Raw genomic sequence first — 26,768 nt, forward strand, 5'->3', positions numbered from 1 at the left:
CCGGGATGGATTCGCTCGTCACCACCGAATGGCTCGCCGCCGAGCTCGGCAAACCGGACCTCGTGGTCCTGGACATCACCTACTACCTGCCGCCCGAGGGTAAGACCGGCCGCGCCGAATTCGCCCGGGCCCATATCCCCGGCGCCCGCTTCCTCGACGTGGACGAGATCGCGGACCCCGAGACGGACCTGCCGCACATGGCCCCCACGGCCGGCCGCTTCGCACGCCTCGTCGGCGCGCTCGGCATCGGCAACGACACGCGCGTGGTGTTCTACGACCAGAAGGGCATCTTCTCCGCCCCGCGCGGCTGGTGGCTGATGCGCCTCTTCGGCCATACCAAGGTCGCCGTGCTCGATGGCGGCCTGCCGAAATGGCAGGCCGAGGGCCGCCCCGTGGAAAGCGGCGAACCCACCCCCGCCACGCCCGCCGCCTACCAGCCCGACTTCATCGCCGCCTTCCTTGCCGGCATCGGCGACGTGAAGCGCATCGTGCGCCAAGGGAGGCCATGGACCAGTCCCTTCGCCACGACGCCCGATGCCGAGGGCGGCGCGGCGCTGATCCTCGATGCCCGCGCCCGGGGCCGCTTCGACGGCACCGCGGCGGAACCGCGCCCCGGCCTGCCCTCCGGCCACATGCCCGGCGCCAGCAACCTGCCCGCCACCGACCTCATCGCCCCCGGTGGCACCTTCCTGCCGCCCGAGGCGCTGCGCGGGAAATTCGCCGCGGCCGGGGTGGACGGCACCCGCCCGGTGGTGACGAGCTGCGGCACCGGCATCACTGCCTGTGTCCTGGCCTTCGGCTTGCATCGCGCCGGACTGCCCGAGGCCGCCGTCTATGACGGCTCCTGGACCGAATGGGCGGCCCGGCCCGAAACCCCGAAGGTCAAGTGATGCCCGACACGCTGCCCCACGCGCCCGCCGCCCGCCCGGACCTGTCCTTCGAGACCCGCATGACCCAGGCGGGCCGGGCGCCGCTGCGCCGGCACGGTTTCGTCAACCCGCCGGTGCAGCGCGGCTCCACCGTGCTGCACGCCTCCTGCGAGGCGATGGACGCCGTCCACCAGCGCAGCTTCGAGCAGGTCCTCACCTACGGCACCGCCGGCGGCCCGACGCATCACGCGCTGGAGGATGCCATCGCCGAGGTCGAAGGCGGCACGCGCTGCCTGATCGTCGGCACCGGCCTCGCCGCCATCGCCGTGCCGCTGCTCGCCTATCTCAAGGCGGGCGACCACTGCCTGATCGCCGACAGCATCTACGGCCCCACGCGCCGCCTCGCCGACGGGCTGATCCGGGGCTGGGGCATCGAGGTCGAGTACTACGACCCGCTGGTGGACGAGGCGGGGATGGAGGCGCTGCTCCGCTCCAACACCCGCGTGGTGATGACCGAGAGCCCCGGCAGCCATACCTTCGAGGTGCAGGACATCCCCGCCATCGTCCGCGCCGCGCACCGCCACGGCGCCAAGGTGCTGATGGACAACACCTGGGGCATCCACCACTTCCAGCCCTTCCAGCACGGCGTCGATGTCTCGATCCAGGCGCTGACCAAATATGTCGGCGGCCATTCCGACGTGCTGCTCGGCAGCGTCACGGTGAACACGCCCGAGGACTGGCAGACCGTCCGCGCGGCCTATGTGGCGCTGGGGCAGTTCGCCAGCCCGGACGATTGCTGGCTTGCTTTGCGGGGCCTCCGCACCCTGCCGGTGCGGCTGAAGCAGCAGGCGGAGAACGGGCTGGAGGTCGCGCGCTGGCTGGAAAGCCGCCCCGAGGTGGCGCGCACCCTGCATCCCGCCCTGCCCTCCCACCCGCAGCACGGGATCTGGAAGCGCGACTTCACCGGCACCTGCTCGCTCTTCGGCGTGGTGCTGCAGCCGCGCTATTCCCGCCAGGACATGTGCGCCCTGGTGGACGGGCTGCACCATTTCGGCATCGGCGCCTCCTGGGGCGGCTATGAGAGCCTGGCCCTCCCCACCGCCGTCACCCGCACTGCCACGCCGCTGGCCCTGGGCGGCCAGGCCTTCCGCCTGCATATCGGGCTGGAGGACCCGGCGGACCTGATCGCCGACCTCGCCAGGGGGCTGGACGCCCTGCCGCGCTAGGTGCTCCGGCGCGGTGTCCTTGCGGGAGAGGCCCGACTCCAGGCTGGAGCGCCGGCTCCGCGGAGGCAACCGGAGGTGCCGGAACCTTCGCCCCGGGGAAGGCGACGGGCGCTGGCGGGACAGCGCCCGCCGTCGCCGTCCTCAGTTCCTTGGCGTGGTCACGGTCTGGGAGGCCCAGGACGAGCACTCGTCGCTCGACAGGGCGTGCTTGTCGCACTCCTGCAACCCGACCACGTAGGTCGTGCCGAACTCGACAGTCCCCACCTTGTGGGCACAGGCCGGCAGCGACCGCCCGTCCTTGTAGATCCCGCAGTTCCGGCCGGACTTGATCTCCTGGATGATGTAGGGCTCCCGTCCCGCGATCCCGAAGCGGAGATGCACCGCATCCCAGCAGGCCGGCGCCCCCCTGAAGAAATAATGGATCTCGGCCTGCCGCTTGCTCGGCGGAATGGTGCCCGGCCCCACGACGATGCTCACGGTCGGCTTGTACTGCCGGCAGTCATTGCCCGCCGCGGCAGGCCCGGCACCAGCGAACAGGAACAGGCCGAGCACCGCCAGAACCCAAACCATCCTCATGGGACATACCCTCCGACTTCCGTCGCATCCTCGCCCCATTCGATACGAATCAGAAATTTTCCGGTGCCTGCCTCCGTTCATTTGATGGTGAGAAGCCGGGCGGCTTTCCCCAGTGGAAAGAAAGCCGCCCGGCGGGCCTCTACTTCACCAGCATCAGCCAGGGCAGCCCGACCACCAGGAAGACGATCAGGTTGATCGCCCCGAAGATCGTGCCCAGCCGCCAGAAATCCTTCACCGGCAGGAAGCCGCTGCCGGCATAGATCGGGCTCGGCCCGGTGCCATAGGGGGAGATGATGCCCATGATGCCCAGGCTCAGGCACAGCATCAGCGCCATCCGCTCCATCGGCATGCCGGGGATGGCGGCCGCCACGGTCAGCATCACCGGCAGCAGCGCGGTGACATGGGCGGTCACGCTGGCGAAGAGGTAGTGCAGCAGGAAGAAGGCCAGCACCAGCGCCGCCATCGCCGGCACCACCGGCAGCCCCTCCAGCGCCCCGCCGAGCAGCCCGGCGATCCAGCGCACCACGCCCACCTGGGCCAGCCCGCCGGCGAGGGTCACCAGCGTGCCGAACCAGACCAGCGTGTTCCAGGCCGGCTTGTCGGTCACAACGTCGTTCCAGGTGATGGTGCCGGTCAGCACCAGCAGCGCCACGACCAGCAGCGCCGCCATGGTCGGGTCCATGATCCGGGTGCCGAAGATCCACAGCGCCAGCGCCAGCACCACCAGCGCCGCCAGCATGATCTCCCGCCCCGAGAGCGGCCCCAGGTTCTTCAGCTCCGCCCGTGCCCAGGCCTGCACCTCCGGGCTGCGCTGCACCTCCGGCGGATAGAGCTTGTAGGCGAGCCAGGGGGTCGCCAGCAGCAGGATCGCGCCGACGGGCAGGAAGCCGACGAACCAGGAGGTCCAGCTCAGCGAGATCTGCGTGGTGCGCCGCACCAGTTCCACCGCCAGCAGGTTCGGCGCCAGCGCCGTCAGGAAGAGCGAGCTGGTGACGCAGGTGGAGGCGATGGCCGTCCACATCAGATAGCTGCCGATGCGCCGGGCCGAGGGGTCGTTGGGCCTGGAGTCGTAGAGCGGCGGCAGGTTCTTCACGATCGGGAAGATGGTGCCACCACTGCGCGCGGTGTTGGACGGCGTGAAGGGCGCCAGCACCCCGTCGGCGATCATCACCGCATAACCGAGCGACAGGGTCCGCCCGCCGAGCCGCGACACCAGCAGCAGCGCCAGCCGCCGCCCCAGCCCGGTCCGCTCATAGCCCAGCGAGAAGATGAAGGCGGCGAAGATCAGCCAGACCGTGCCGTTGGAAAAGCCCGACAGCGCCCAGGAGACGGCGGCGGCGGTGGGGTTGAAGCCCGGCTGCGCCAGTTGCTCCGGCGAGAACAGCACCCATTGCGCCGCGAGCCCCGCCAGCACCACGCCCACGAAGCCCACCGCCGGAGAGGGGATGGGCTCCGTGATCAGCCCGGCGATGACCGCCGCGAAGATGGCCAGGAAGTACCAGGCATGCTGCTGCAGGCCGGGGGGATGGGGCAGAAGAGCGATGCCGACCCCGATCACCAGGGGAAGAACGGGGGCGACCCATCCGCGATTGGACATGACGAGGTTCCGAATCCGGTTCTCTGCCCAGTTTCGCCCTCTTCGCGCGCTTCGTTCTGACCTGGATCAAGCCCGCGCCATCACCAAAGGGCGAGCCTCGTGCGACCCGGGGGACAACCCCGAGGTAGGCCCTCGCCTATGCCGCGGCGCAGCGGGCGCAGGTCCCTTCCACCTCCACCGTGGCGTGATCCGGGCGGAACCCGACCCGTCGCGCGGCCGCCTCCACCGCCTGCATCACCGCCGCGTCGGCCATCTCCTGGGTGGTGCCGCACTGCCGGCAGATCAGGAACTGGTGCGGATGGCCATGGGCGTGGCCATGCTCGGCCTCCATGCAGCCGACAAAGGCGTTCAGCCGCTCGACCTTATGGATCAACCCCTGCTCCAGCAGGAAGTCCAGCGCCCGGTACACAGTGGGCGGCGCGGCGCCCGGCCGCTCTGCCTTCAGCAGGTCCAGCAGCGCATAGGCGCCCAGCGGCTGGTCCGCGCCCAGCACCAGCCCCAGCACCTGCCGCCGCAGTGGGGTGAGCTGCGCCCCGCGCTTCAGGCAGGATGTCGCCGCCCGATCCAATGCCGCCTCAAGCGCCTGCGCCATGCCCCTGCTCCCATCCGGTCCGCGATGCGTTATATAGTATCGCATGCAGAGCCACCCAATCGCCGCCCCTGGCGCTAACCTCGGCGCCACCGGAGACGTCCCGCAGCCGCCCGGCGAAGCGGCGATCGCGCAGTTCCTCGGCGGCTTGCGCTTCGACGCCCAGGGTCTCGTCGCCGCCGTGGCGCAGCAGCACGACACGGGCGAGGTGCTGATGCTTGCCTGGATGAACCGCGAGGCCGTGGCCGAAACCCTTCGCACCGGCCGGGTCACCTATTACAGCCGCTCCCGCAAGGGCCTCTGGCGCAAGGGCGACACCTCGGGCCAGGTACAGCACCTGCGCGAACTGCGCCTGGACTGCGACGGGGACGCGGTGCTGGCGCTGGTGGACCAGGTGGGCGTGGCCTGCCACACCGGCCGGCGCTCCTGTTTCTCCTGGGCGCTGCGCGGAGGCGCTTTGGCCGCCATCGCCGAACCTCTGGAAGACCCGGCCGCGCTGTACGGCACGGCCGCACCCGCCCACGGCCATTCCGGATAACACGGCACCGGCAACCTGGAGGGATGTCCGCGAGACCCCCTTCCACCTTGCGTTGCATCCATCCCGCGGGCACTAATGGCGACGGAATGAGACGCTGCACGGGCCGGGCCGCCCGACACCCCACCCGTCCGCACCCATGACCGAACCCGCCGCCCGGATCCTGTTCGACGACGGCAACCTGCGCGTCGTCCTGCAGCCTGCCGAGGGAGAGGCCGGTGGCCGCGGCACGCTGCTGACCTTCGCCGACCTGACCTTCCGCCCCGACGGAACGCGCGCCTGGGGCATGGTCCCGGCCCGCAGGCTCGGCCTCGGCCTGATCGGCATCGTGAGCCACGCGCCGGACTGGTATCCCGCCCGCTCCGTCGAGGCCGCCGCCCGCGTGATCCGGCCCTTCGTCGATGCCCGCACCGTCGCCTATGGCTACAGCATGGGCGCGCACGCGGCGCTGAAACACGCCCGGCGCCTGGGCGTGAACCATGCCCTGGCGATCTCGCCGCAATACTCGATCGACCCGGCCGTGGTGCCGGAGGACAACCGCTACGCCGGCTACTTCAGCCGCAAGCTCCATGCCGGCCTGCGCATCGATGCGGACGAGCTGCCGCCGGTGCCGGTGATCGTGGCCGATCCCTATCACCGGGAGGACGGCGCCCAGGCCCGCGCCATCATGGCGGCCGGGCTGGCGCACTGGGTGCCCGCGCCCTTCATGGAGCACTGGGCGATCCACCTGTTCCGCAGCAGCCGGGTGCTGGGGGAGGCGCTGGACGCGGTGCTGGCGAACGACCCCCTGGCGCTGCGCCACCTGCTCCGCCGCCGCCGCCAGACCCATGTCTGGCACCGGGTCGTGGCGCGGGAGGCGCTGCGGCGCGGGCACGAGGACCGGGCCGCCCAACTCCGCGAGGGCGCCCTGCGCCATGGCTGCGACCCGGCCCTGCTCCGCGACGACCAGCGCGAGCTGGTGCCGGCGATGCTGCGCCGCCTCTTCGAGGACGGGAGCTGGCACCGGCTGGACGCCGCCTGGCCCCGCTACGGCGCGGTGCTGTCGGGCGCCTTCGACCCGTTGCAGGAGGTCGGCCACATGCTGACCGCCGCCGGGCGCGGCGCCCTGGCCGAGCCCTTCTTCCGGGCCGCGCTGGATGTCCGGCGCGACGTGGCGCATGTCCATGGCGGGCTTTCCGTCGCCCTTTCCGCCCAGGGCCGCCCGCGGGAGGCCGTGGATGCCGCGCTGGCCGGCCGCGGCTGGGTTCCGGGCGATGCCGCCCTGGCGGTGCTGGCGGGCGAGGCGCTGCTGGAGGCCGGCGAGCCCGCCCTGGCCGAGCCGCATTTCCGCGCCGCCCTGGCGCCGGAGGAGATCGATTCCGCCACCGGCCCCCGCGCCGTGGAACGGGCGCGCGCCCAGGCCGGCCTCGGCCGCGCCCTGGCGGGCCAGGGCCGCGCGGCCGAGGCCGTCGCCGCCCTGCGCCGGGCCGTCGGGCTGGACCCGGCGGCCGCGTCCCATGGCCTGGCGCTGGCGGCCCTGCTGCGCGACACCGGCGCGGCCGGGGAGGCCATGCTGGCCTGCCAGGGCCTGCTGGCACGCCATCCCGGCAACGAGGCCGCCCGACGCCTCCTCGCCAGCCTCGCCGTGGCCCCGCCCGCGATGGCGGATCCGCCGCGTCCGGCGACCGCCGCCCAGGGCGGACTCCTGGCGCGCCTGCTCGGGCGGGGCTGAGTCGACCCATAGCCCGGTGGGGCGGAACTGCTCTATGCCCTACCCCATGTCCCACCCCGCCCCGCCCCTCCGCACGGAAACGCTGCGTGGCGCCGCGCTGCGCCCCTGGCTGCCGGCCCTGTCGCGGCTGCGCGTCACCGTGTTCCGCGACTGGCCCTATCTCTACGAGGGCGATCCGCACCGGGAGGAGGACTACCTCGCCGCCTATGCCGGCCGCCCCGATGCCGCCGCGGTCTTGGCCTTCGCCAACGGGGAGCGGGGCGAGGAGGTCGTCGGCGCCGCCACCTGCCAGCCCATGGCGGAAACCCATGACGAGGTGCGCGAGGCCTTCTCCCGGGCCGGGCTCGACCCAGCGGGTTTCTGCTATTTCGGCGAATCGGTCCTCCTCGCGCCCTGGCGCGGCCAGGGCATCGGCCTCCGCTTCTTCGAGGGCCGCGAGGCCCATGCCCGCGCCCTGGGCCTGACGCACGCCGCCTTCGTGGGCGTGCGGCGCAACCCGGCGGACCCGCGCCGCCCACCGGGCCATATGCCGCTGGACGAATTCTGGGCGAAGCGTGGCTACCGCCACCATCCGGAGATCGTGGTCCGCATGGACTGGCCGGAGGTGGGCGGCGGCGGAGGCGAGGTGCCGCACGAGCTCACCGCCTGGCTGAAGGATCTGGCATGACCCCGCCCGCCACCTCTCTCCGCCTCGCGCTGCTGCAATATCCGGTGGAGCGCCAGCGCGGCGTGGCTGAATTCGCGGCGAAACTCGACACCTGGCTCGCCCGCATCGCCGGCCAGGCCGATCTCGCCGTCCTGCCCGAATACGCCGCCGTGGAACTCGGCGCCGCCCTTTCGGGCAACACCGGCGACGGCCTCGCCGTGGACGAGGCCGGCGAGCTGCGCGCCATGACCGAGGCCGCCCCCGCCATCCTGGAGGCGATGCGCGGCGCCGCGCGCCGCGCCGGGCTCTGGCTGCTTCCCGGCACGCTGCCGGTGCGCGATCCGGACGGGCTGGTACGCAACCGCGCCCCGCTGATCGACCCGCAAGGCCGCGTCGCCTTCCAGGACAAATGCTTCATGACCCGCTTCGAGGCGGAACGTTGGATCGTCTCCCCCGGTGCCGCGCCACGGGTCTTCGACACGCCCTGGGGCCGGATCGGCATCTCCGTCTGCTACGACGTGGAATTCCCCGCCCATGTCCGCGCCCAGGTCGAGGCCGGGGCCTGGCTGATCCTCGCCCCCTCCTGCACGGACACGATGCACGGCTTCAACCGCGTACGCTTCTCCGCCGCCGCCCGGGCGCTGGAAAGCCAGTGCTACGTCGCCGTCACCCCCAACGTGGGCCTCGCCCCCTGGTCGGCGGCGCTGGACGTGAACCGGGGCTTCGCCGCCGTCTTCGGCCCGGTGGATCGCGGCTTCCCGGAGGATGGCGTTCTCGCCCGCGGCGCGCTGGACGAGCCCGGCTGGGTCCTGGCCACCCTCGACCCGGCACGGATCGAGGCGGTGCGCGCCGATGGCGGGGTGCGCAACCACCGTGACTGGCCCACCGCCCCCTTCCCCGCCCCGGAAGCGGGCCGCTTCGCATGACGGAGGCGCCGCTGGTCTATCTGGTCGCCGGGGAAGCCTCCGGCGACGTGCTTGGCGCCCGGCTCATCGCCGCGCTGCGGGCGATGCGCCCCGATCTCCGCTTCGCCGGGGTGGGCGGGGAGCGCATGGCGGAACAGGGGCTCGAAAGCCTCTTCCCGATGCGCGAACTGGCGCTGATGGGGCTGCTGGAGGTGCTGCCGAACCTCCGCCGCCTCGCCCGCCGGCTGGACGAGACGGTGGCCGACATCGCCACGCGCCGCCCCGCCGTGCTGGTGACGATCGACGCCCCCAGCTTCGCCCTGCGCGTCGCGGCGCGGGTGCGCCCGACCGGCGTGCCGGTGGTGCATTACGTCGCCCCGCAGGTCTGGGCCTGGAAGCCCTGGCGCGTGAAGAAGATCGCCCGGCAGGTGGACCGCATCCTGGCGCTGCTGCCCTTCGAGGCGCCCTTCTTCGAGAAGGCCGGCATCCCCGTCAGCTTCGTCGGTCATCCCGTGCTGGAAAGCGGCGCCGACCGGGGCGACGCCGCCCGCTTCCGCGCGCGCCACGGGATCGGAGCGGAGGAACGTGTGGTGCTGGTCATGCCCGGCAGCCGCCGCACCGAGGTCACGCGCCTCCTGCCCATCTTCGGCGAGGCCCTGCGCCGCACCGAAGCGCACCTGCCCGGCCTGCGCCCGGTGGTGCCGCTGGCCGGGCCGGTGGAGGAGGCCGTCCGCGCCGGCACCGCCTCCTGGTCCCCCGCGCCCATCCTGGTGCGCGACGTGGCGGAGAAATACGACGCCTTCGCCGCCGCGCGTGAGAGCGGCGGGGTGGGGCTCATCAAGTCCGGCACCTCCTCGCTGGAGGTCTCGCTGGCGGGCGTGCCGATGGCCGTCGGCTACCGCGTGAACCCGGTCACGGCGGAAATCGTCCGCCGCATCATCAAGGTGCGCTTCGCCAGCATCGTGAACCTGCTGGCGGATGCCGAGGTGATCCCGGAATACATCCAGGAGAACTGCACGCCGGAGAAGCTGTCCGCCGAACTCGTCCGCCTCCTCACCGAACCCGCCGCCCGCGCGCGCCAGGAGGAAGGCTTCGCCCGCCTGCTGCAACAGCTCCGCCCCGGCCCCGGCCTCCTGCCCAGCGAGGCCGCCGCCCGGGTGGTGCTGGCGGAAATCGGGGCGCGGGCGCCATCATCGCTTCCGCCGCCTGCCGAATCGGAGCCCTCCCTCCCGGCCGCCGGCGACTGAGCCGGAGAGCCTCGCCCGCATCATGCTGATCCCGTCGCTGCGCTTCGCCACGCGGAGCTTCAGCCTGCGCCCCGGCCTCTCCATCGGCCTGCTCGTCGGCCTGTGCTGCTGGGGCGCGCTGGCCCGCTTCACGCCGCTGCGCCATTCCGCCGCCCTGCTGCTCGGCTGGGACGCGGCGATGCTGGTCTATCTCCTGATGCTGCTCCACGGCGCCCTGACCGCCGATCCGCGGCTGGCCAAGAAGCGCGCCGAGGCCCTCGACGAAACGCGATGGGGCGTGCTGGGCGGCACGGTGGCGGCGGTGCTGGTCTCCCTGATCGGGGTGGCGCTCGACATGGCGGGGGCCAAGGGAGACTCGCCCTGGACCTCGGCCCTGGCCATGGCCACGGTCCTGCTGTCCTGGGTCTTCGTGCAGGTGCTCTTCGCCACGCATTACATGCACGAGGCGACCCTGCGCGGCGGCATCGAGTTTCCGGGCGGGGAGAAGCAGCCCGACCTGCTGGAATTCCTCTACTTCTCCTTCACCGTGGGCATGACCGCCCAGGTCTCGGACGTCACCACCTCCTCTCCCGGGATGCGGCGGCTGGTGCTGTTGCATGGCATCCTGTCCTTCATCTTCAACGCCGCCGTCATCGCCGGCACGGTCAATATCGCGGCCGGGCTGGCCGGCTGATGCTGAACCCACCCTGAAATGTCACGCCCCTGTCAGCCTCTTCCCGGCACCGGCAGGGCAAGGGAGAAGGAAGGAGACGCCATGCTGGAGGCCCGGACGCTCAGCATCACCGTCGCGCGGGACTGGCGGGCTCTCTACGAGGCGCTCTGGCAGCCGGAGAGCTTCCCGCTCTGGGCCTCGGGCCTCAGCACCAGTCCGCTCGAACCGGATGGCGACGCCTGGAAGGCCCAGGGCCCCGAGGGCCCCATCCGCATCCGCTTCACCGGCCACAACGCCTTCGGTGTCATGGACCATCGGGTGGAACTTCAGGACGGGCGGGTGGTGCATGTGCCGATGCGGGTCATCGCCAATGGCGAGGGTGCCGAGGTGATGCTCACCCTCTACCGCCAGCCCGGCATGTCGGAGGACGCCTTCCGGCGCGATCAGGACTGGGTGCGGCGCGACCTGCAGCACCTGCGCGAGCGGTTCGCCGGGTAGGCGCTTCCCGCCGCGCCACCCCTCCTCTCAGGCCGATTGCGGCCCCCGCACCATCAGCAGGTTCGTCACCAGCGACGCCACGCCGCAGAAGCCGATCACCAGCGCCATGGACCAGGGCGTGCCGTCGGACAGCCAGCCCACCGCCGCGCTGCCCAGCGCCGCCAGGCCGAACTGCGTCGCCCCGGTCAGCGCCGAGGCGGTCCCCGCCTTGTGCGGGAAGGCCGCCATGGCGCCCGCCATGGAATTGGCCACCACCAGCCCCAGCATCGAGACATAGAAGAAGATCGGCACCACCAGACCCCAGAGGCCGCCGAAGCCGCCATGCCCGTTGAAGGCCAGGATCAGCCCGGACACGGTCGCGATCACCGTCCCGACGCGGAACAGCCGGTCATAGCCGAAGCGCATCACCAGCCGGCTGTTCAGCATGTTGGCGCTCATCATCCCGGCGATGTTGAGGCCGAAGAGGAAGCCGTAGAGCTGCGGCCGCACGCCGTAATAGTCGATATAGGCGAAAGGCGTGCCCGCCACATGGGCCAGCGCGCCCGCATAGAAGAACCCGCCCGAGAGCCCGTAGCCCAGGAAACGCCGGTTCAGGATCAGCTCCGCATAGCTGAAGAAGGCGTCGCGCAGCCGCATCGAGGCCCGGTACTGCGGCGGCAGGGTCTCGCGCAGCCTCAGCACCCCGGCCATGGCGACCAGCCCGAACAGCAGTTGCAGCCAGAAGATCGCCGGCCAGGTCCAGAAGGCCAGCGCCTGCCCGCCCAGCAGCGGCCCGAGCAGCGGCGCGATGCCCATCACCAGCATCAGGATCGACAGCATGCTGGCCGAGCGTTCCCGCCCGTAAAGGTCGCGCACCATGGCCCGCGCCAGCACCGGCCCGGCGCAGGCGCCGGCGGCCTGCACGAAGCGCCACAGGATCATCGCATCCGCCGAGCGCGACAGGGCGCAGCCCGCCGAGCCGACCAGGAAGCAGGCGATCCCCGCCAGCAGCATCGGCCTGCGCCCGTAGCGGTCGCCCAGCGGCCCCCAGAGGAGCTGCCCCAGGCTGAACCCGACCAAGAAGGAGGAGAGGGTGAGCTGGATACGCGACGGCGGCACCGCGAAGATCCGGCTCAGCTCCGGCATCGCCGGCAGGTACATATCGGTCGAGATGGACCCGAAGGCCATCAGGATGCTCAGCACCACGACGAGGCGGAGCTGCGGACGGCTGGTGGCGGAAGCGTTCTGCGCTTCGGAGCAGGCGGACATGGCGGCCAGGGTCGAGGTTTTTACCGCACCGCACAATGTCCGTTTCCCGGGCACTCGCCCCCGGATGGCGCATGGCTGGCTGCCATCCGCCCAAATCCACGCCATTCTGCCACATGACAGGACAGCGCCAGCCTTCGCCGCGCCGGGGCGGCAGGCCTGACGGCTCAGACCCCGGCGGCGAGGCGCGAGGCGGCCAGCGCCTCCTCCACCCGCAGCGCGGCATCCAGCGCCGCCCGCCCGGCTGCGCCGTCCACCCGCACCGGAGCGCCGTCCAGGCAGGCGGCCACGAAGCCGGCATGCTCCGCCTCCAGGCTATCGCGATCCTGCCAGGATTCCTGCGCCGCGCCGAAGCCCGGAAGCTGCTCCAGCGCCGCGCCCTCGCCCTTGCGCACGACGTGCATGGTGCGGGCCAGGAAATCCATCTGCAGATAGCCCTCCGTGCCGAAGAGGCGCAGGCGACGTTCCATCTTCAGGCTCACCCGGCTCGCCGTCAGCGTCGCCACCCCGCCATTGCCGAAGCGCAGCCGGGCATTGGCGATGTCCGTCTGCGCCGAGGCGATCGGCCCGCCCACCGCATCCACGCCCACCAGCGGCGCGCCGAACAGGGCGAAGGCCAGGTCGATGTCGTGCACCATCAGGTCCAGCACCACCGGCACGTCCAGCGAGCGCGGGCGGAAGGGCGCGATCCGCACCGCCTCCATGTAGAGCGGCCGCCCGACCCGGGCCGCCACCCCGCCCTCGCCCCCCATCAGCGTGGCGAAGCCGGCCGAGAAGCGCTCCAGATGCCCGACCTGCAGCACCAACCCCGTTGAGGCCGCCAGGGCGATCAGATCGTCCGCCTCGGCCAGCGTCGCGGCGATGGGCTTTTCCACCAGCACATGCCGCCCAGCCTCCAGCGCCTGCCGCGCCAGCTCGTGGTGGAAGGCGGTCGGCGTCGCCACGATCACCGCATCCGCCCGCGCGATCACCTCGGCGGCGGAGAGCGCATGCACCCCCGCCTCCGCGGCCACGGCGGCGGCGCGCGCCGGGTCGTGGTCGTGCAGCCCCACCAGCTGCACCCGTGGTCCGGCAGCGGCCTTCAGCACATGGAACCGCCCGAAATGCCCCGCCCCGAGCACGCCCAGCTTCAGCCGCATCGATCTTCTCCGGCACCGTTCGGGTGCAGAATTCCTGCACTTCGCCGTCGGCTCTAGATCATCCGGGCGCCGGGTTGAAGCGCGGAAGCCCGCGCGGCGCGGCGGCGGAACGGACCGGAAAACCACGCCGCCCGCATCGCGTCGCCCCTGTCACCATCCGCATCACGGCAGCACCTTGCATGAAACCGGCGCAAACTTCATGTTCCGCCCCCTCAACCAGAGGCTGATTTCAAGGACCATGCTGTACTTCGCGCGATGGAAGGTCGCCGCGATCCTCGGTGTCATCGCGCTCGGCATCCTGCTCTGCCTTCCCAACTTCCTCCCCCGCTCCGCCCTGCCCTCCTGGGCGCAGCGGCAGATCTCCCTCGGCCTCGACCTGCGCGGCGGCTCCTATCTCCTGCTGGAAGTGGACCTGAACCGCGTGGCGCATGACCGGCTGGAGGCCATCGCCGACGGCGCCCGCACCCGGCTGCGCCAGAACAACATCGGCTACACCGCCATCACGACGGACGAGCCGAACCGCCGCGTGACCGTGCGCCTGCGCGACCCGGCCCAGGCCGACACGGCGGCGGCCCAGCTCCGCGACCTGGCGAACCCGGTCACCGCCTCCACCGGCGCCACCAGTCCGGACATCGAGGTTGCCAGCGCCCCGGACGGCGCGCTCACCGTCGCCGTCACCCAGGCCGGGCTGCAGGCCCGCGCCAGCGGTGCGGTGGACCAGTCGGTCGAGATCGTCCGCCGCCGCGTGGACGAGACCGGCGTGGCCGAGGCCCTCGTCGCCCGCCAGGGCCAGGACCGCGTCCTGGTGCAGCTCCCCGGCGTGGACGATCCGAACCGGATCAAGGAACTGCTCGGCCGCACCGCCAAGATGACCTTCCACCTGCTGGACGAGAACGCGAACCCGCAGGCCACCGTGCCGCCGCCCGGCACCATGTTCCTGACCGGCGAGCGCGACGGCCAGCGCTACGCGGTCCGCCGGCAGGTCGCCGTGGACGGCGCCAACCTCTCCGACGCCCGCGCCTCGCAGGACCCGCAGACGCGCGAATGGGTGGTGAGCTTCACCTTCGATTCGGTCGGCTCCCGCCGCTTCGCCGACATCACCCGCGCCAATGTCGGCCGCCCCTTCGCCATCGTCCTCGATGACAAGGTGCTGACCGCCCCGGTGATCCGCGAACCCATCACCGGTGGCCGCGGCCAGATCAGCGGCTCCTTCAACGCCCAGTCGGCCAGCGACCTCGCCGCCCTGCTGCGCGCCGGCGCCCTGCCCGCGCCGCTGACGGTGGTGGAGGAACGCACCGTCGGCCCCGAGCTCGGCGCCGACGCCATCCGCGCCGGGCTGATCGCGCTGGGCACGGGCACCTTCCTCGTGCTGCTCTACATGGGCACGGCCTACGGGCTCTTCGGCTGGTTCGCCAACCTGGCCCTGCTGGTGAACCTCGTGCTGACCGGCGCCGCGCTGTCCCTGCTGGGGGCCACGCTGACCCTGCCCGGCATCGCCGGCATCGTGCTCACCCTGGGCACGGCGGTGGATGCCAACATCCTCATCAACGAGCGCATCCGCGAGGAGGCGCATGCCGGGCGCGCGCCAGCCTCCGCGCTGGAGAGCGGCTTCAGCAAGGCCTATGGCACCATCCTGGACAGCAACGTCACCAACCTGCTGGCCATGGCCGCGCTCTACATCTTCGGCTCCGGCCCGGTGAAGGGCTTCGCCGTGACCGTGGCGCTGGGCACCTTCGTGCACCTCTTCACCGCCACGACGCTGGTGCGGCTCATGATCAGCGTCTGGTTCCGCTCGCGCCGCCCGCGCAGCCTGCCGGTCTGAAGGGGGCAAGCCCAATGCTTCGACTCTTGACCCACCCCCTCTTCCGCGTCGTCCCGGACGGCACGCGCATCCCCTTCATGCGCGGCCGCTACATGGGCATCCTGGTCTCGGCGATCCTGTCGCTGGCCTCGGTGGTGCTCGCCTTCCATCCCGGGCTGGAAAAGGGCATCGACTTCAAGGGCGGCATCCTGATGGAGGTCCGCACCCCCGGCCCCGCCGACCTGGCCCGCACCCGCTCCGCGCTCGACGCGCTGGGCGTGGGCGAGGCCGGCGTGCAGGAATTCGGCAGCCCCGACAGCGTGCTGATCCGCCTGCCCGTGCAGGGCGACGAGGCGGCGACGCAGCAGGTCGTCAACCGCGTGCGCGGCGCGCTCGACCAGGTCGCCCCCGGCAGCCGCATCCTGCGCACCGACGCCGTGGGCAACCGCGTCTCGGACGAGCTCTTCCGCAACGGCCTCTACGCCCTCGGCTTCTCGCTGCTGGCGATGCTGATCTACATCTGGATCCGCTTCGAGTGGCAGTTCGCCGTGGGCGCGGTGACGACGCTGATCCTCGACACCACCAAGGCGGTGGGCTTCCTGGTCGTCACGCAGATCGAGTTCAACCTGACCACCGTCGCGGCGATCCTGACGATCATCGGCTTCGGCGTGAACGACAAGGTCGTGGTCTATGATCGCGTCCGCGAGAACCTGCGCAAGTTCAAGACCACCCCGTTGCGGGAGGTCATCGACCTCTCGATCAACCAGACGCTGAACCGCACCGTGGGCACCTCGGTCACGCTGCTGCTTTCCGCCCTGCCGCTGGCCCTCTTCGGCGGCGACACCCTGTCCGGCTTCGCCTGGACGGTGATCTTCGGCATCGTGGTGGCGACCTCCTCCTCGATCTTCATCGCGGCACCCCTGCTGCTCTTCCTGGGCGAGCACCGGCTGCGCCGTGGCGAGGCGCGCCCCGCCGCACCCCCGGCAACCGCTGCCGGGAAAGCCGCGCAGAAGGCCGCGCAGAAGCCGGAGGCCCAGCCGCAGCGATGACGGCTGGCCTTTGAGGCGGGACCGGTGAGGCGAGGCCGGAAAGAGACCGGCCGGGTTCCTGCGGAGGCCCGGCCCGTGGCTTTGCCGCCGCATCCGGCGACCGGGCTGGCAACGCCACTCCTGACGGCGGCACCGCGCAGGCGCCTGCTGCTGGGTCTGGCGGCGGGGCTGGCGGCGGGGCTGGCCACGCCTTTCCTGGCACGGGCCCATCCCGCCGAACCCGTGACGGAGGTCACGCTTCTGACCGGCGGGGCGGAGGGCGGGCCAACCGATCTCTGGCTCCGCGCCTTCGCGCCCTTCCTGGAACGCCACCTGCCGCACCGTGCCGTTTCGGTCTCGAACCGCCCGGAGGCCAGCCGGGCACAGCTTCTCGTCACGATCGCCTCCGCACCCGCGAATGGCCGCAGCCTCGGCTATGCGGTCACGCCCGACATCTTCGCGCAGCCGGGAACGGGCCGCGCCTCGGGCCTGCTCAAGCGCCTCCGCCTGCTGGGCGCGGTGGCGGAGGACCCTCTCGTCCTCGTCGCGCCGCCGGAAACGAGCCTCGCCAGCCTGCAACGGGAACGGGAACCGCAGACCCTGGCCTTGCCACCGCAAGGCTCCACCGCCGCCCTCGCCACCCCGGCCTTGCAGGAACACCTGCCGCTGGCACCGCTGAATTTCCCCTCCGCCGCCGCCGCCCGGCAGGCCACCCTTTCGGGCAATGTTTCCGCGGCGCTGGTTCGGCTCTCCGATGCCATCGCCGCACTCCAGGAAAGCCGACTCGCGGCGCTGGGGCTCGCCCTGGCGGAGCGGTGCGCCCTGCTGCCGGAAACCCCGACCCTGGGCGAGCGGGGCATTCCCCTGGTGGCTTCCGCCCGGCGTGGCTTCGTACTGCCTGCCGGCACGCCGGATGCCGTGGCCGCTCCACTGGCCGCGGCACTGGCCAAGGTCGTGGCGGATCCGGAATACGTGGCCCAGGCGAATGCCTCAGGCATCCTCCCTGGGTTCCTGGACGAGGCCGACTGGACGAGACTGGTGCGCCAGCAACTGGCCGCGCTGAAGCTATAGTTCCTTCCACGGACCGGCGAAGAGCATGATGTTTCCGCGAGGCGCCGTTTTTATGTTGTCTATTTTTTGATACTAATGTAACTTCTTTCCCCGTGACCGATTCATACCCATATGCTGCCGATCAGCGGGAGGAACGCTTTGCGGGGCCCATGATCAATTCCGGCGACAGGGCGGGAGATTCCCAGGCACCCATCATGGTCCTGACCCAGGACCAGGGCGTGCTCCGGGCGGCGCGCAGCGCAGTGAGCGCGCTCGGCCAGCCGGCTTCCGCGCTGCAGCACGCCTTCTCCCCGCAGGAGGCCCTGAACGCCGTCCTGGCGGCGGATGAGCCGCCCCGCCTGCTGATCCTGGAGGACGGAGCCAGCGGCGACGGGATCGACGAACTCCGTGTCGCCACCTCCGATGCCTTCGGCGCCACCCGCAGCATGGTGCTGCACCGCGATCATGCCGCCGCTCTTTCGCCCCGCGCGATCCGCGCCGCCATGCGCCCCCTGCCCCCCGCCACGCCGCTGACGGAGGACACGGAAGCAATCCGGCTCGGCCTGCTGCAAGGTCAGGTCTCGGTGCGCTACCAGCCCATCGTCCGCATCCGCGACGGCCGGCCCGCCGGCGCCGAGGCCCTGGCGCGCTGGGAAGCTCCGACCGAGCGCTGCTCGCCCGAGAGCTTCGTGCCGATCGTGGAAAGCGCCGGCCTCGGACTGGACCTGTCCATCGCCGTGGCCCGCCGCGCCGCGCGGGAATTCGCCGTGGTGCGCCGCAGCCGCCGCCGGGGGACGAACTGCCGCGTCTCGGTCAACCTTCCGCTGGCCGTGCTGCTGCAGGATGACACCGCGGCCTGGCTCGGCCGCATCCTGGCCGAGGCCGGCCTGCCCGCCCATGCCCTGGCCCTGGAGCTGACCGAGACCACGCCGGTCGAGGACCGCAGCCTGCTGCGCCGCGCCCTGCTCCGGCTGCGCCGGGCGGGCCACGAGGTGCTGTTGGACGACCTCTGCCTCGACGATCCCCGTGAATCGCTGCTGGAACTTCCCTTCGGCGGCGTGAAGCTCGACCGCAGCGTCACCGCCGCCATGCGCCACAGCCACCGCGCCCGGAACATGGTGCGGCGTGTGGTGCGCCGGGCCGATTCGGCCGGGATGCGGGTGGTCGCGGAGGGCATTTCCGACCCCTGCCTCTGGCACGCCGCCGCCGCCGCCGGGGTCTCGCACGCCCAGGGCTATGCGGTCGGCCGCCCCATGCCGGCGGAGGTGCTGCCCGTCTGGTCGCGGAGCTGGACGCAGCCGCGCTTCAACCCGGCCCGCCGGACCCCGGCTCCGGAGTGACCCCGCCCGCCCGCAGCAGCGCGGCGAAGCGGTCCAACCCTTCCTCCACCGATGTCCGCCACCGCCCGGCCAGTTCCCGGGAGGCTTGCAGGATTTCCGTGCGCAAGGCGGGGCTGGCGCGGTACTCCGCCATCCATTCCGCCACCGCCGCCGCGTCCTCGGCCTGCTGCGCCGGATGCCGCGCGCCCAGCCCGGCGAAGGCATGGCGCGTGCCGATCACCGGATGCCCGAGGCCCAGGGCCTCGACGGTCTTGATCTTCAGCCCCGTGCCGCCCTCGACCGGATTCACGACACAGTCCACCAGCCGGTAGAAGGCGCCCGCCTCCTCCACCGGCCCGAGCGCGGTGCCGGCGGACCGGAATCCACCCTCCACCCTCGCCTCCCCCGCCAGGAGCCAGGGAATATCCGGATGATGGGCCAGGGCCCGGTCCAGCGCCGCCGCGCCGTGCTGGTTCCAGACATTGCCGCTGGCCAGCAGCCCGAATTCCCAGGCCGCCGCGCCGCCGGCATGGGGCGCCGTCCCACTTGCCCCACCAGGCGCATGGCCGACCGTCAGCACCGCCCGGGCGCCACGCTGGCGCAGCACCTCGCTTTCCTCCGGCTGGATGCCCAGCACCAGATCGGCCCGTGCCAGCCCCGCCGCCTCCTCCGCCAGCCCGGTCCAGTACCAGGACGGCGCCAGGCCTAGCCTCGCCGCCTCGCCCGCGCGGCCGCCGACCAGATCATGTGTGTCCAGCACGCGGAAGGCCCCCGGCACGGCCTCCAGCACCGCCGACATCCAGGTATAGGAGGCGATCACCACGTCGTGGCGTCCCTGCCGGTGCAACGCCGCGACCGCCTCCACCGTCTCCGGCGGGCACCAGTCGTCCAGCGCCCAGCGATCCGCATGGGCGGGGAAGCGCGCCGGCCGCCAGGGAATGGGATGCCATGCCAGCCAGGGCGAGGCCCCGGAGCCCGCCGAGCCGGGCGGAATGACAGGTGCCGCCAGTTCCATCGGCAACCCGCGGCTGGCCAACGCCCCGGCCAGCCGGGCGATCCGGGCCGCATTCCCCGCCCGCACCGGCACTGGCGAAAGCGGCGAGACCAGCAGGATGCGCGGCGGGGCGCCACGCGCCGCCGCTGGCCGCGCGAGAGGTCCAGGCACGGCCAGGGGCGGCGGCGCGGCACGGAAATCCTCGATCACGGCGCGATAGGCCCGCGCCACCGCCTCGGGCGAGAGCACCGTCCGGGCGAAAAGCCGCGCCCGCTCCCCGATCGCGTCGCGCAGGCCCGGATCGCAGCTCAGCGCCGCCAGGGCCGCCACCATCGCGCGCTGTGGCGCCAGGGCGGGCACGGCCAGCACCGCGTCGCGCGGCAACTCGGCATAGGCACCCGTGTCCGACACCAGCGCGCAGCGGCCGGCGGCCAGGGCCCGCGCCAGCGTGCCGGAGCTTTCCCCCACCGAGGGCGCGCGCAGATTGGCCAGCACGTCGCAGGCGGCGATATGGAGGCCGAGCCGCGATTCCTCCAGGAATCCGGTGACACGCAGCCGCCCCTGAGCCCGCAGGCGCTCCACCGCCGCGCCGGGCGGCCCCGTCACCGCCTCGTCCCATTCGCCGGCATGGACCCAGAGCAGGTCCGGACGGCGCGGCGCCAGCGCCGCCACGGCCTCCGCCACCCAGCCGAGGCGCTTGGCGCGGGAAGCGAAGCCCGCGGTGAGGACCACGAAGGCGTCGCCCGGCAGGCCCAGCGCCGCGCGCGCCGCCTCCCGGTCGGAGGGCCCCGGCAGGGCCAGATGGGGGATGACCGCGCAGCGCAGGGCCAGTTCCGGGCAGCGCTGCCGCAACAGTTCTTCCGCGTGGCGCGAATGCACCACCACGGCCCTCGCCCCGCGCAGGGCGGGCCGCAGCAGGTCCAGCGCCGAGGCCGCCGCGCCGGGAAGGCGCCCCCGCTCCAGCCACGGCCTCGCCAGCCCCTCCCACAGCGCCGGACAAGCCTCGCGGATCTCCCCGGGCGGCAGGGCGAGGCGCGCCGGCACGGCGAGGGTCATGTCATGCAGCGTCACCACCCCCGGCACCCGGCGCAGCGCGCGCAGCACGAAGGCATGGCTGGGATTGTTGCCAAGCTGGTGCAGCGCTCTCGCCCCCGGAGGGATGGCGGCCCCGGCAGCCTCCTCCGAGTCGCGGATGTCGCAGTCGTAGGCGCCGGAAAGTGCGTCGGTCAGGGCCCCGGCGTAATCGGCGATCCCGTTCCGCATCGGCGGCATCGGGGAAAAGACATGCAGCCTGGGTCGCAGAAGCCTGGTCTCCGGCCTTAAGGGGGCACTCTCGCCCAATGGTTGATGATTGATTAACCTCTCAGGATGATTGCGTCACGTCCATCTGGGCCCATCCCGCCCAGGTAGCAGGGCGCCATGCCGGAGCAGGAGAGGAACACGGTTTGACGGATGCTGGGCCGAGACCTCCCGCTTTCGAGCATGCGGGGCTGGAGACAGGCCTCCTGCGCCTGCGCTGCGTGACGCCGGGCCGGCTGGAGGCGCCCCTGGTCGCCTGGCTGGGTGGCATGGAAGCCGGCCGCGCCGAACTGCCGGAAGGCTCCGCCGGGTTCCAGCCCGGCGATCCGCTCACGCTCCGCATCGGCCGCCTGCCCTGCGCCGCGCCCGGCGAGATGCTGCGCTTCGCCCAGCCCGGCGGCGGCGGCGGGGATCTGGCGCCACCCCTCGCCCTGGCGGATGGCCGCGTGGCCTGGGCGCTGCTCGGCCCGGGCGAGCCTGTGGTGGAGGCGCTGGAGGCGCACCAGGGCGTGCTGCACGGCCGTCTGGTGAACGCCGTGAACGGACTCTTCGCCCCGCCCTTTTCCGCACGGGTGAACGGCGCCCTGCCCCGCGCCGTGGTGGCGGAAACGCCCCGCCCCCGCCCTGACGGCGCCTCGGTGATCCGCTTCGCCCTGTCGCTGCGCCCGGAGGAGATCGGCGAGGCAGGGCTGAGCGTGGAGATCCGGGCGGAAGGCGTGGAGGCGCCCCTGGCCCGCTGGGCCCTGGCGCCGGTCGTGCTCCAGGAGGCCGAGACCCTGGCCGGCCTCGCGGCCCGGCTGCGCCGGCTGGAACAGGCCAGCACCCTGCGGGCCGCACGGCTGCGGCTGGACCTCGACCACGGCTTCGCCACGCGTGACGCCCGCTTCGAGGCCTTCGTCGAACACGTGGTGGGCCTGATCGCGGGCGCCGGCCCGGCGGGCGGCCGGATCGCCGCGCCCGATGACAGGATCGAGGCCCTGCTCACCCCCTTGCGCGCCCTGCTCGACGAGGCGACGCCGCCCCCGGCCACGCTGCCGGCGGAACGGCGCCTCGGCCCCGGCGACGGCGCCTTCACCCTGGGCTGGCATCCGCCCGAGGAAGCCTTCCGCTGGATGGGGCCCAGCGGCATGGTGGAGAACCCGGACCCCTGGCGCCCGGTGCGCGCCGTGCGGCTGCGCGTGGCCCAGGTCTATGGCAGCGACCGCCCCCGCCTGCTGGCCAGCCTCGATGCCCGCCACGCGCCGCTGCGCCTGGAACCGGTGGAAGGCGGGACGGAGGTGCTGATCGAGCCGGAGGAGGCGCTGGCCTTCGACGTGCTGCGCCTCGACAGCCTCACCCATGGCAGCCCGGCGCGCGAGGGCCGGGGCGACGACACGCGAGAACTCTCGCTCGCCGTGACGGAGGTGGTCTTCCTCTATGCCGGGGATGGCGGCGGGACCTGACCCGCCGCCCCCCCGGGGCGCATGGAACCGCGAGGGCTCAGCCCGCGAAGGGGTCGCTCATCAGGATGATGTCGTCGCGCTCCGGGCTGGTGGAGAGCATCGTCACCGGCGCCTCGACCAGCTCCTCGATGCGGCGGACATACTTCACCGCCGTCGCCGGCAGCTCGGCCCAGGAGCGCGCGCCCTTGGTGCTCTCGCTCCAGCCTTCCATGGTCTCGTAGATCGGCTCGACCTTGGCCTGGGCGGCGGCCGAGGCCGGCAGGCGCTTCACCACCTCGCCATCCAGGCGATAGCCGGTGCAGACCTTGATCTCCTTCAGCCCGTCCAGCACGTCCAGCTTGGTCAGCACCAGGCCCTGCACGCCGCCGACCTTCACCGCCTGCCGCACCAGCGTGGCGTCGAACCAGCCGCAGCGGCGCGGGCGGCCGGTGACGGTGCCGAACTCGCGGCCCCGCTCGCCCAGGCGCTTGCCGATCTCGTCATGCAGCTCCGTCGGGAACGGCCCGGAGCCGACGCGGGTGGTGTAGGCCTTGGCGATGCCCAGCACCATGCCGACCGCATGCGGCCCGACGCCCGCCCCCGCCGCGGCATTGCCCGCCACGGTGTTGGAGGAGGTGACGAAGGGATAGGTGCCGTGATCGACGTCCAGCATCACCGCCTGGGCGCCCTCGAACAGCACGCGCTTGTTCTCGGTGCGGGCGGCGTCCAGCCGCTCCCAGGCCGGCTCGGCGAAGGGCAGCAGCTTCGGCGCCAGCGCCAGCAGGTCCTTGAGCAGGTCCTCCTTGCGGAACTCCTCGGCTCCCAGGCCACGCAGCAGCGTGTTGTGGTGCAGCAGCAGCTCGTCCAGCTTGGCGGACAGGATCGCCTCGTCCGCCAGATCGCAGAGGCGGATAGCGCGGCGCGCCACCTTGTCCTCATAGGCCGGGCCGATGCCGCGGCCCGTGGTGCCGATCTTGTTGTCGCCCCGCGCCGCCTCGCGCGCCTTGTCCAGCGCCGGGTGCAGCGGCAGGATCAGCGGCACGTTCTCAGCGATGCGCAGGTTGTGCGGGCCGACCTCCAGCCCCTGGGCGCCGACCTTCTCGATCTCGCTCAGCAGCGCCACCGGGTCCAGCACCACGCCATTGCCGATGATGCCCAGCTTGCCGCGCACCACGCCGGAGGGCAGCAGGCTCAGCTTGTAGGTCTGGTTGCCCACCACCAGCGTGTGGCCGGCATTGTGGCCCCCCTGGAAGCGGACGACGATATCGGCGCGGCTGGCCAGCCAGTCCACGACCTTGCCCTTGCCCTCGTCGCCCCACTGGGCGCCGATCACGGCGACATTGGCCATGTTCAGTCCTTTCCGGAAACCGGCGCGGCAGCGCCGTCGAATGGCACGGCCTCCTGGCCGCGCAGGATATGGGAACAACGCAGGCGGCGCGGATCGTCATCCTGCGACAATGCCTGCACGGTGACGAAGCCTTTCGCGCGCAGCGCCGCCCCGGCGGCGGGATCGGCCCCCGCCGGCAGGAAGACCCGCGCCGCCCCGGCCCGCCGCGGCGCGGCGCGCAGCACGGCATCCGGATAGAGCGTCAGCCCCGTCGCGGGCTCCTCGCCCGACATGTAGCGGCCGCCCCGCGCCATCTCTCCCGTGCGCCCGGGGCCGAAGATCGTATAGGCCACGCCCGTGTGATACCGCAGCCCGCGGAACTCCACCGGGTCCAGCGTGATGCGCAGATCCGGCGCGCGGGCGCGGATGGCGGCGATCACCGCCTTGGCATTGTCGGCGATGGCGCGCGCCTGCGGCGGCAGAGCAGCCGCCTCCAGCGCCGCCAGCGCGGCATCGGCCGGCCCGGCACCGGCCAGCAGCCCGGGCAGGTACACGGCGGGCGGCCCGGCCTGCTCGGCCAGCGCGGTCACGGCGGCGGCATCCTTGCGGTCCAGCGCCCGAGCCAGCGCCTGCCGCGCCTCGCCGGTCAGCCCGGCGGCATCCAGCAGCGCCGGGGACATGGCCGGCAGGGTGATGTCCAGCGCGACATTCTCCACCCCCACCCGCGCCAGCGCCTCGACCCCCACCAGCGCCACCTCGGCATCGGCGGCGGCGCAGTCGACGCCGATCAGCTCGATCCCCGCCTGCGGCAACTGCCGCTCCGGCGCGATCTGCGAGCCGCGCACCCGCAGCACCTGGCCGGAATAGGACAGCCGCAGCGGCCGCTCCACGCCACGCAGCCGGGTCGCGGCCAGCCGCGCCACCTGCGGCGTCATGTCGGCGCGCAGCCCCATCATGCGCTGGCTCACCGGGTCCATCAGGCGGAAGGTCTGCTCCGCCACGGCGGCGCCCGACCCGGCCAGCAGCCCTTCCTCGAATTCCAGCAGCGGCGGCTTCACCCGCTCGTAGCCATGCGCGGCGAAGACGGCGAGCATCGCCTCCACCAGCGCGGCCTCGCGCGCGGCGTCGGGGGGGAGCAGGTCGGACAGGCCCGCCGGCAACAGGGCGGGGTTGGGACTGTCGGAGGGCATCTCGTCTCGCGGTCTCGAACGGCATGAAAAGCGCGCGCGGCTGTGTGGCAGTCTGTACGGGGAACGGCAAGGCCGGAGAACCGTTCACATCCGGCATCAACGAGGGTCTGCCATGAAAAGGCCTGCCGCTCTTCTCCTTCTTGCCCCCCTCCTGCTGGCCGCCTGCACCACGCCCCAGCCCGGCCCGGACGTGTCCGGCTGGGGCGATCCCTTCACCCTCGGCGCCCAGGATGCGCTGGAGGATTTCGGCCATACCGCCGGGATGGAGGGACGTCTGGACAAGTCGCTCTTCGCCGCGCTGCGGGTCGAGCAACTGGCCGAGGCGGCGCAGACCGACCCGCTCTGGCAGACCGGGCGCATCTCCAGCCTCCAGCCGCAGCTCCTGATGGCCCGCCGCCAGATGCGGCAGGCCGCCGGCATCGCCGAGAACGCACCGCCCCGCCCGGTCCAGACGGGCCTCTACCGCGCCCTCCAGGCCTCCCAGGCCGGCGACATGGCGCGCGCCCAGGCGGCCCTCACCGGCCCGGCCTTCCCGCTCGGCGGTGCCGCCACGCTGCAGCGGCTGCAACACCTGCCCCGGCTGCCGCTGGTCGATCAGGCCGCCGCCCAGACCGCCCTCGTGGCCAGCAGCCCGGGCGGCCGCAGCAATTCCGGCCTGCCCTTCTGACGGCAGGCCAGCCGGGCCTCAGCCCGCGAAACGCGCCCTGGTTTCCGCATAGGCCCAGTCGAGCCAGGGCAGCAGCGCCTCGATATCCGCGGTTTCCACCGTCGCGCCGCCCCAGATCCGCACCCCCGGCGGCGCGTCGCGATAGGGGGCGAGGTCGAAACCCGCCCCTTCCGCCTCCACCAGCCCGGTCAGCAGCTTCGCCGCCTTGCCCTGCGCCTCGGCGTCGAGCCCGGTGAACCAGGGCGCCACGATACGCAGGCAGATCGAGGTCGAGGAGCGCGTCGCCGGGTCTTCCGCCAGGAACTCCACCCAGTCGCGGCTTTCCACCCAGCGCGCGACGGCGGCCAGGTTCGCCTGCGACCGCGCCTTCAGCCCCGCGAGCCCACCCACGGATTCCGCCCAGCGCAGCCCGTCCAGCGCATCCTCGACGCAGAGCATGGAGGGCGTGTTGATCGTGTCCCCCGCGAAGATCCCCTCGATCGGCTTGCCGCCTTTGGCAAGGCGGAAGACCTTCGGCAGTGGCCGGTCCGGCGTGAACGTCGCCAGCCGCTCCACGGCGCGCGGCGAGAGCGCCAGCATCCCGTGCCCGGCCTCGCCCCCCAGCACCTTCTGCCAGGACCAGGTCACCACATCGAGCCGGTCCCAGGGCAGGTCCATCGCGAAGGCCGCCGAGGTGGCATCGCAGATCGCCAGCCCCGCGCGGTCCGGCGCGATCCAACCCGCATCCGGCGCCCGCACGCCCGAGGTCGTGCCGTTCCACACGAAAACCACGTCCCGCGCCCAGTCCACGGCGCCAAGATCCGGCAGCCGCCCATAGGGGGCCTTCAGCACGCGCGCATCCGGCAGGCGGAGCTGCGTGACGATGTCGTTGGCCCATTCGCCGGAGAAGGACTCCCAGCTCAGCACATCGACGCCCCGCGCCCCGAGCAGCGACCAGAGCGCCATCTCCACCGCCCCGGTGTCGGAGGCGGGCACGATTCCCAGCCGCCAGCCCTCCGGCATGCCCAGCACGGCGCGCGACCGCTCGATCACCTCGCCCAGCCGCGCCTTGGGCTCCTTCGCGCGATGACTCCGTCCGACCAGGGCCGTGGCCAGCACCTCTGGCGACCAGCCCGGCCGCTTGGCGCAGGGGCCGGAGGAGAAACAGGGGTTGCTCGGGCGGAGATTCGGCTTTTCGGTCGCGGCGGGCATCGGCGTGCGGTCTTTCCAGGTGGCGAGCCCTCGGCTCGCTCGGAAC

The 26,768-nt window shown here is 72.5% G+C and carries 24 protein-coding genes; 15 read left to right on the forward strand and 9 right to left on the reverse strand.

Annotation, left to right across the window (positions count from 1 at the left end; all coding sequences use genetic code 11):
• Window positions 1-5 precede the first annotated feature (5 nt).
• Window positions 6-890, forward strand: coding sequence for a sulfurtransferase (locus RGI145_RS10650; protein WP_075798309.1), 885 nt, complete (start codon window positions 6-8; stop codon window positions 888-890).
• Window positions 890-2,095 (forward strand): cystathionine beta-lyase, encoded by a 1,206-nt coding sequence (gene metC / locus RGI145_RS10655; protein ID WP_075798310.1) that lies wholly within the window; start codon window positions 890-892, stop codon window positions 2,093-2,095. Before RGI145_RS10650 ends, metC begins: the two co-directional genes overlap by 1 nt.
• A gap of 141 nt (window positions 2,096-2,236) precedes the next feature.
• Here the strand turns inward: metC and RGI145_RS10660 are convergent, their stop codons facing one another.
• The 3 genes from RGI145_RS10660 to RGI145_RS10670 form a co-directional block, all read right to left on the reverse strand.
• Complete coding sequence (locus tag RGI145_RS10660) at window positions 2,237-2,671, reverse strand: hypothetical protein (RefSeq protein ID WP_026032999.1); 435 nt, start codon at window positions 2,669-2,671, stop codon at window positions 2,237-2,239.
• Between the two features lie 139 nt (window positions 2,672-2,810).
• On the reverse strand, window positions 2,811-4,268 hold the full coding sequence (locus tag RGI145_RS10665; RefSeq protein WP_075798311.1) for a DASS family sodium-coupled anion symporter: 1,458 nt from the start codon (window positions 4,266-4,268) through the stop codon (window positions 2,811-2,813).
• 136 nt (window positions 4,269-4,404) lie between these two features.
• A complete protein-coding gene (locus RGI145_RS10670) occupies window positions 4,405-4,860 on the reverse strand; it encodes a Fur family transcriptional regulator (RefSeq protein ID WP_083670591.1) in 456 nt (151 codons plus the stop codon).
• A gap of 43 nt (window positions 4,861-4,903) precedes the next feature.
• Here RGI145_RS10670 and hisI point away from each other — a divergent pair, with 43 nt between their 5' ends.
• The 7 genes from hisI to RGI145_RS10705 all read left to right on the forward strand — a co-directional run bounded on the left by hisI (window position 4,904) and on the right by RGI145_RS10705 (window position 11,051).
• Complete coding sequence (gene hisI / locus RGI145_RS10675; protein ID WP_083670593.1) at window positions 4,904-5,395, forward strand: phosphoribosyl-AMP cyclohydrolase; 492 nt, start codon at window positions 4,904-4,906, stop codon at window positions 5,393-5,395.
• Between the two features lie 136 nt (window positions 5,396-5,531).
• Window positions 5,532-7,103 (forward strand): tetratricopeptide repeat protein, encoded by a 1,572-nt coding sequence (locus RGI145_RS10680; RefSeq protein WP_075798313.1) that lies wholly within the window; start codon window positions 5,532-5,534, stop codon window positions 7,101-7,103.
• A gap of 34 nt (window positions 7,104-7,137) precedes the next feature.
• Complete coding sequence (locus RGI145_RS10685) at window positions 7,138-7,770, forward strand: GNAT family N-acetyltransferase (protein WP_237183043.1); 633 nt, start codon at window positions 7,138-7,140, stop codon at window positions 7,768-7,770.
• Window positions 7,767-8,675: a carbon-nitrogen hydrolase family protein gene (locus tag RGI145_RS10690; RefSeq protein WP_075798314.1), complete on the forward strand. Its 909-nt coding sequence runs from the start codon at window positions 7,767-7,769 to the stop codon at window positions 8,673-8,675. The genes RGI145_RS10685 and RGI145_RS10690 overlap by 4 nt, the downstream gene beginning before the upstream one ends.
• Entirely contained in the window at window positions 8,672-9,901 is a 1,230-nt protein-coding gene (lpxB, locus tag RGI145_RS10695) for a lipid-A-disaccharide synthase (protein WP_075798315.1), read from the forward strand. The genes RGI145_RS10690 and lpxB overlap by 4 nt, the downstream gene beginning before the upstream one ends.
• A 22-nt stretch (window positions 9,902-9,923) precedes the next feature.
• The gene (locus RGI145_RS10700; RefSeq protein ID WP_075798316.1) at window positions 9,924-10,574 is read left to right on the forward strand and encodes a DUF1345 domain-containing protein; all 651 of its coding nucleotides are present in this window, start codon (window positions 9,924-9,926) and stop codon (window positions 10,572-10,574) included.
• Window positions 10,575-10,655: 81 nt separating this feature from the next.
• Entirely contained in the window at window positions 10,656-11,051 is a 396-nt protein-coding gene (locus RGI145_RS10705) for a polyketide cyclase (protein WP_075798317.1), read from the forward strand.
• A 27-nt stretch (window positions 11,052-11,078) separates the two neighbouring features.
• Here RGI145_RS10705 and RGI145_RS10710 read toward each other — a convergent pair whose 3' ends face one another.
• Together RGI145_RS10710 and RGI145_RS10715 are read right to left on the reverse strand one after the other, a co-directional pair.
• On the reverse strand, window positions 11,079-12,299 hold the full coding sequence (locus RGI145_RS10710) for a Bcr/CflA family multidrug efflux MFS transporter (protein WP_075799989.1): 1,221 nt from the start codon (window positions 12,297-12,299) through the stop codon (window positions 11,079-11,081).
• Window positions 12,300-12,463: 164 nt separating this feature from the next.
• A complete protein-coding gene (locus RGI145_RS10715; RefSeq protein WP_075798318.1) occupies window positions 12,464-13,435 on the reverse strand; it encodes a Gfo/Idh/MocA family protein in 972 nt (323 codons plus the stop codon).
• Window positions 13,436-13,673: 238 nt separating this feature from the next.
• Between RGI145_RS10715 and secD the strand changes: the two genes are divergently transcribed.
• The 4 genes from secD to RGI145_RS10735 all read left to right on the forward strand — a co-directional run bounded on the left by secD (window position 13,674) and on the right by RGI145_RS10735 (window position 18,654).
• Window positions 13,674-15,257 (forward strand): protein translocase subunit SecD, encoded by a 1,584-nt coding sequence (gene secD / locus RGI145_RS10720; RefSeq protein WP_075799990.1) that lies wholly within the window; start codon window positions 13,674-13,676, stop codon window positions 15,255-15,257.
• A 14-nt stretch (window positions 15,258-15,271) separates the two neighbouring features.
• Entirely contained in the window at window positions 15,272-16,285 is a 1,014-nt protein-coding gene (secF, locus tag RGI145_RS10725) for a protein translocase subunit SecF (RefSeq protein WP_075798319.1), read from the forward strand.
• Between the two features lie 75 nt (window positions 16,286-16,360).
• On the forward strand, window positions 16,361-17,335 hold the full coding sequence (locus RGI145_RS10730) for a tripartite tricarboxylate transporter substrate-binding protein (RefSeq protein WP_156878491.1): 975 nt from the start codon (window positions 16,361-16,363) through the stop codon (window positions 17,333-17,335).
• Window positions 17,336-17,484: 149 nt separating this feature from the next.
• A complete protein-coding gene (locus RGI145_RS10735) occupies window positions 17,485-18,654 on the forward strand; it encodes an EAL domain-containing protein (protein ID WP_075798321.1) in 1,170 nt (389 codons plus the stop codon).
• On the opposite strand, the gene RGI145_RS10740 is transcribed toward RGI145_RS10735, so the two are convergent.
• Complete coding sequence (locus RGI145_RS10740) at window positions 18,620-20,890, reverse strand: glycosyltransferase family 4 protein (RefSeq protein ID WP_167668265.1); 2,271 nt, start codon at window positions 20,888-20,890, stop codon at window positions 18,620-18,622. The genes RGI145_RS10735 and RGI145_RS10740 overlap by 35 nt on opposite strands.
• A 182-nt stretch (window positions 20,891-21,072) precedes the next feature.
• Between RGI145_RS10740 and RGI145_RS10745 the strand changes: the two genes are divergently transcribed.
• The gene (locus RGI145_RS10745; protein WP_075798323.1) at window positions 21,073-22,368 is read left to right on the forward strand and encodes a serine/threonine-protein kinase; all 1,296 of its coding nucleotides are present in this window, start codon (window positions 21,073-21,075) and stop codon (window positions 22,366-22,368) included.
• Between the two features lie 37 nt (window positions 22,369-22,405).
• Here the strand turns inward: RGI145_RS10745 and RGI145_RS10750 are convergent, their stop codons facing one another.
• Both RGI145_RS10750 and RGI145_RS10755 read right to left on the reverse strand, forming a co-directional pair.
• On the reverse strand, window positions 22,406-23,695 hold the full coding sequence (locus RGI145_RS10750; protein ID WP_075798324.1) for an adenylosuccinate synthase: 1,290 nt from the start codon (window positions 23,693-23,695) through the stop codon (window positions 22,406-22,408).
• 2 nt (window positions 23,696-23,697) lie between these two features.
• Window positions 23,698-24,864 carry an ATP phosphoribosyltransferase regulatory subunit gene (locus RGI145_RS10755; protein WP_075798325.1) on the reverse strand — a complete coding sequence of 389 codons (1,167 nt, stop codon included), beginning with the start codon at window positions 24,862-24,864 and terminating at the stop codon, window positions 23,698-23,700.
• Window positions 24,865-24,976: 112 nt separating this feature from the next.
• Here RGI145_RS10755 and RGI145_RS10760 point away from each other — a divergent pair, with 112 nt between their 5' ends.
• Window positions 24,977-25,531, forward strand: a complete 555-nt coding sequence (locus RGI145_RS10760) for a hypothetical protein (RefSeq protein ID WP_075798326.1) — start codon at window positions 24,977-24,979, stop codon at window positions 25,529-25,531.
• Between the two features lie 18 nt (window positions 25,532-25,549).
• Here RGI145_RS10760 and RGI145_RS10765 read toward each other — a convergent pair whose 3' ends face one another.
• Window positions 25,550-26,722 carry a phosphoserine transaminase gene (locus RGI145_RS10765; protein ID WP_075798327.1) on the reverse strand — a complete coding sequence of 391 codons (1,173 nt, stop codon included), beginning with the start codon at window positions 26,720-26,722 and terminating at the stop codon, window positions 25,550-25,552.
• Between the last annotated feature and the right edge of the window lie 46 nt (window positions 26,723-26,768).

Source organism: Roseomonas gilardii, from assembly GCF_001941945.1.
Lineage (GTDB): Bacteria > Pseudomonadota > Alphaproteobacteria > Acetobacterales > Acetobacteraceae > Roseomonas.

What these genes read in the sequence shown, in the direction of transcription:
- RGI145_RS10650 (WP_075798309.1), top strand. Translation starts at nt 6, where the DNA reads ATGGATTCGCTCGTCACCACCGAATGGCTCGCCGCCGAGCTCGGCAAA.
- metC (WP_075798310.1), top strand. Translation starts at nt 890, where the DNA reads ATGCCCGACACGCTGCCCCACGCGCCCGCCGCCCGCCCGGACCTGTCC.
- RGI145_RS10660 (WP_026032999.1), bottom strand. Translation starts at nt 2,671, where the DNA reads ATGAGGATGGTTTGGGTTCTGGCGGTGCTCGGCCTGTTCCTGTTCGCT.
- RGI145_RS10665 (WP_075798311.1), bottom strand. Translation starts at nt 4,268, where the DNA reads ATGTCCAATCGCGGATGGGTCGCCCCCGTTCTTCCCCTGGTGATCGGG.
- RGI145_RS10670 (WP_083670591.1), bottom strand. Translation starts at nt 4,860, where the DNA reads ATGGCGCAGGCGCTTGAGGCGGCATTGGATCGGGCGGCGACATCCTGC.
- hisI (WP_083670593.1), top strand. Translation starts at nt 4,904, where the DNA reads ATGCAGAGCCACCCAATCGCCGCCCCTGGCGCTAACCTCGGCGCCACC.
- RGI145_RS10680 (WP_075798313.1), top strand. Translation starts at nt 5,532, where the DNA reads ATGACCGAACCCGCCGCCCGGATCCTGTTCGACGACGGCAACCTGCGC.
- RGI145_RS10685 (WP_237183043.1), top strand. Translation starts at nt 7,138, where the DNA reads ATGCCCTACCCCATGTCCCACCCCGCCCCGCCCCTCCGCACGGAAACG.
- RGI145_RS10690 (WP_075798314.1), top strand. Translation starts at nt 7,767, where the DNA reads ATGACCCCGCCCGCCACCTCTCTCCGCCTCGCGCTGCTGCAATATCCG.
- lpxB (WP_075798315.1), top strand. Translation starts at nt 8,672, where the DNA reads ATGACGGAGGCGCCGCTGGTCTATCTGGTCGCCGGGGAAGCCTCCGGC.
- RGI145_RS10700 (WP_075798316.1), top strand. Translation starts at nt 9,924, where the DNA reads ATGCTGATCCCGTCGCTGCGCTTCGCCACGCGGAGCTTCAGCCTGCGC.
- RGI145_RS10705 (WP_075798317.1), top strand. Translation starts at nt 10,656, where the DNA reads ATGCTGGAGGCCCGGACGCTCAGCATCACCGTCGCGCGGGACTGGCGG.
- RGI145_RS10710 (WP_075799989.1), bottom strand. Translation starts at nt 12,299, where the DNA reads ATGTCCGCCTGCTCCGAAGCGCAGAACGCTTCCGCCACCAGCCGTCCG.
- RGI145_RS10715 (WP_075798318.1), bottom strand. Translation starts at nt 13,435, where the DNA reads ATGCGGCTGAAGCTGGGCGTGCTCGGGGCGGGGCATTTCGGGCGGTTC.
- secD (WP_075799990.1), top strand. Translation starts at nt 13,674, where the DNA reads ATGCTGTACTTCGCGCGATGGAAGGTCGCCGCGATCCTCGGTGTCATC.
- secF (WP_075798319.1), top strand. Translation starts at nt 15,272, where the DNA reads ATGCTTCGACTCTTGACCCACCCCCTCTTCCGCGTCGTCCCGGACGGC.
- RGI145_RS10735 (WP_075798321.1), top strand. Translation starts at nt 17,485, where the DNA reads ATGATCAATTCCGGCGACAGGGCGGGAGATTCCCAGGCACCCATCATG.
- RGI145_RS10740 (WP_167668265.1), bottom strand. Translation starts at nt 20,890, where the DNA reads ATGCGGAACGGGATCGCCGATTACGCCGGGGCCCTGACCGACGCACTT.
- RGI145_RS10750 (WP_075798324.1), bottom strand. Translation starts at nt 23,695, where the DNA reads ATGGCCAATGTCGCCGTGATCGGCGCCCAGTGGGGCGACGAGGGCAAG.
- RGI145_RS10755 (WP_075798325.1), bottom strand. Translation starts at nt 24,864, where the DNA reads ATGCCCTCCGACAGTCCCAACCCCGCCCTGTTGCCGGCGGGCCTGTCC.
- RGI145_RS10760 (WP_075798326.1), top strand. Translation starts at nt 24,977, where the DNA reads ATGAAAAGGCCTGCCGCTCTTCTCCTTCTTGCCCCCCTCCTGCTGGCC.
- RGI145_RS10765 (WP_075798327.1), bottom strand. Translation starts at nt 26,722, where the DNA reads ATGCCCGCCGCGACCGAAAAGCCGAATCTCCGCCCGAGCAACCCCTGT.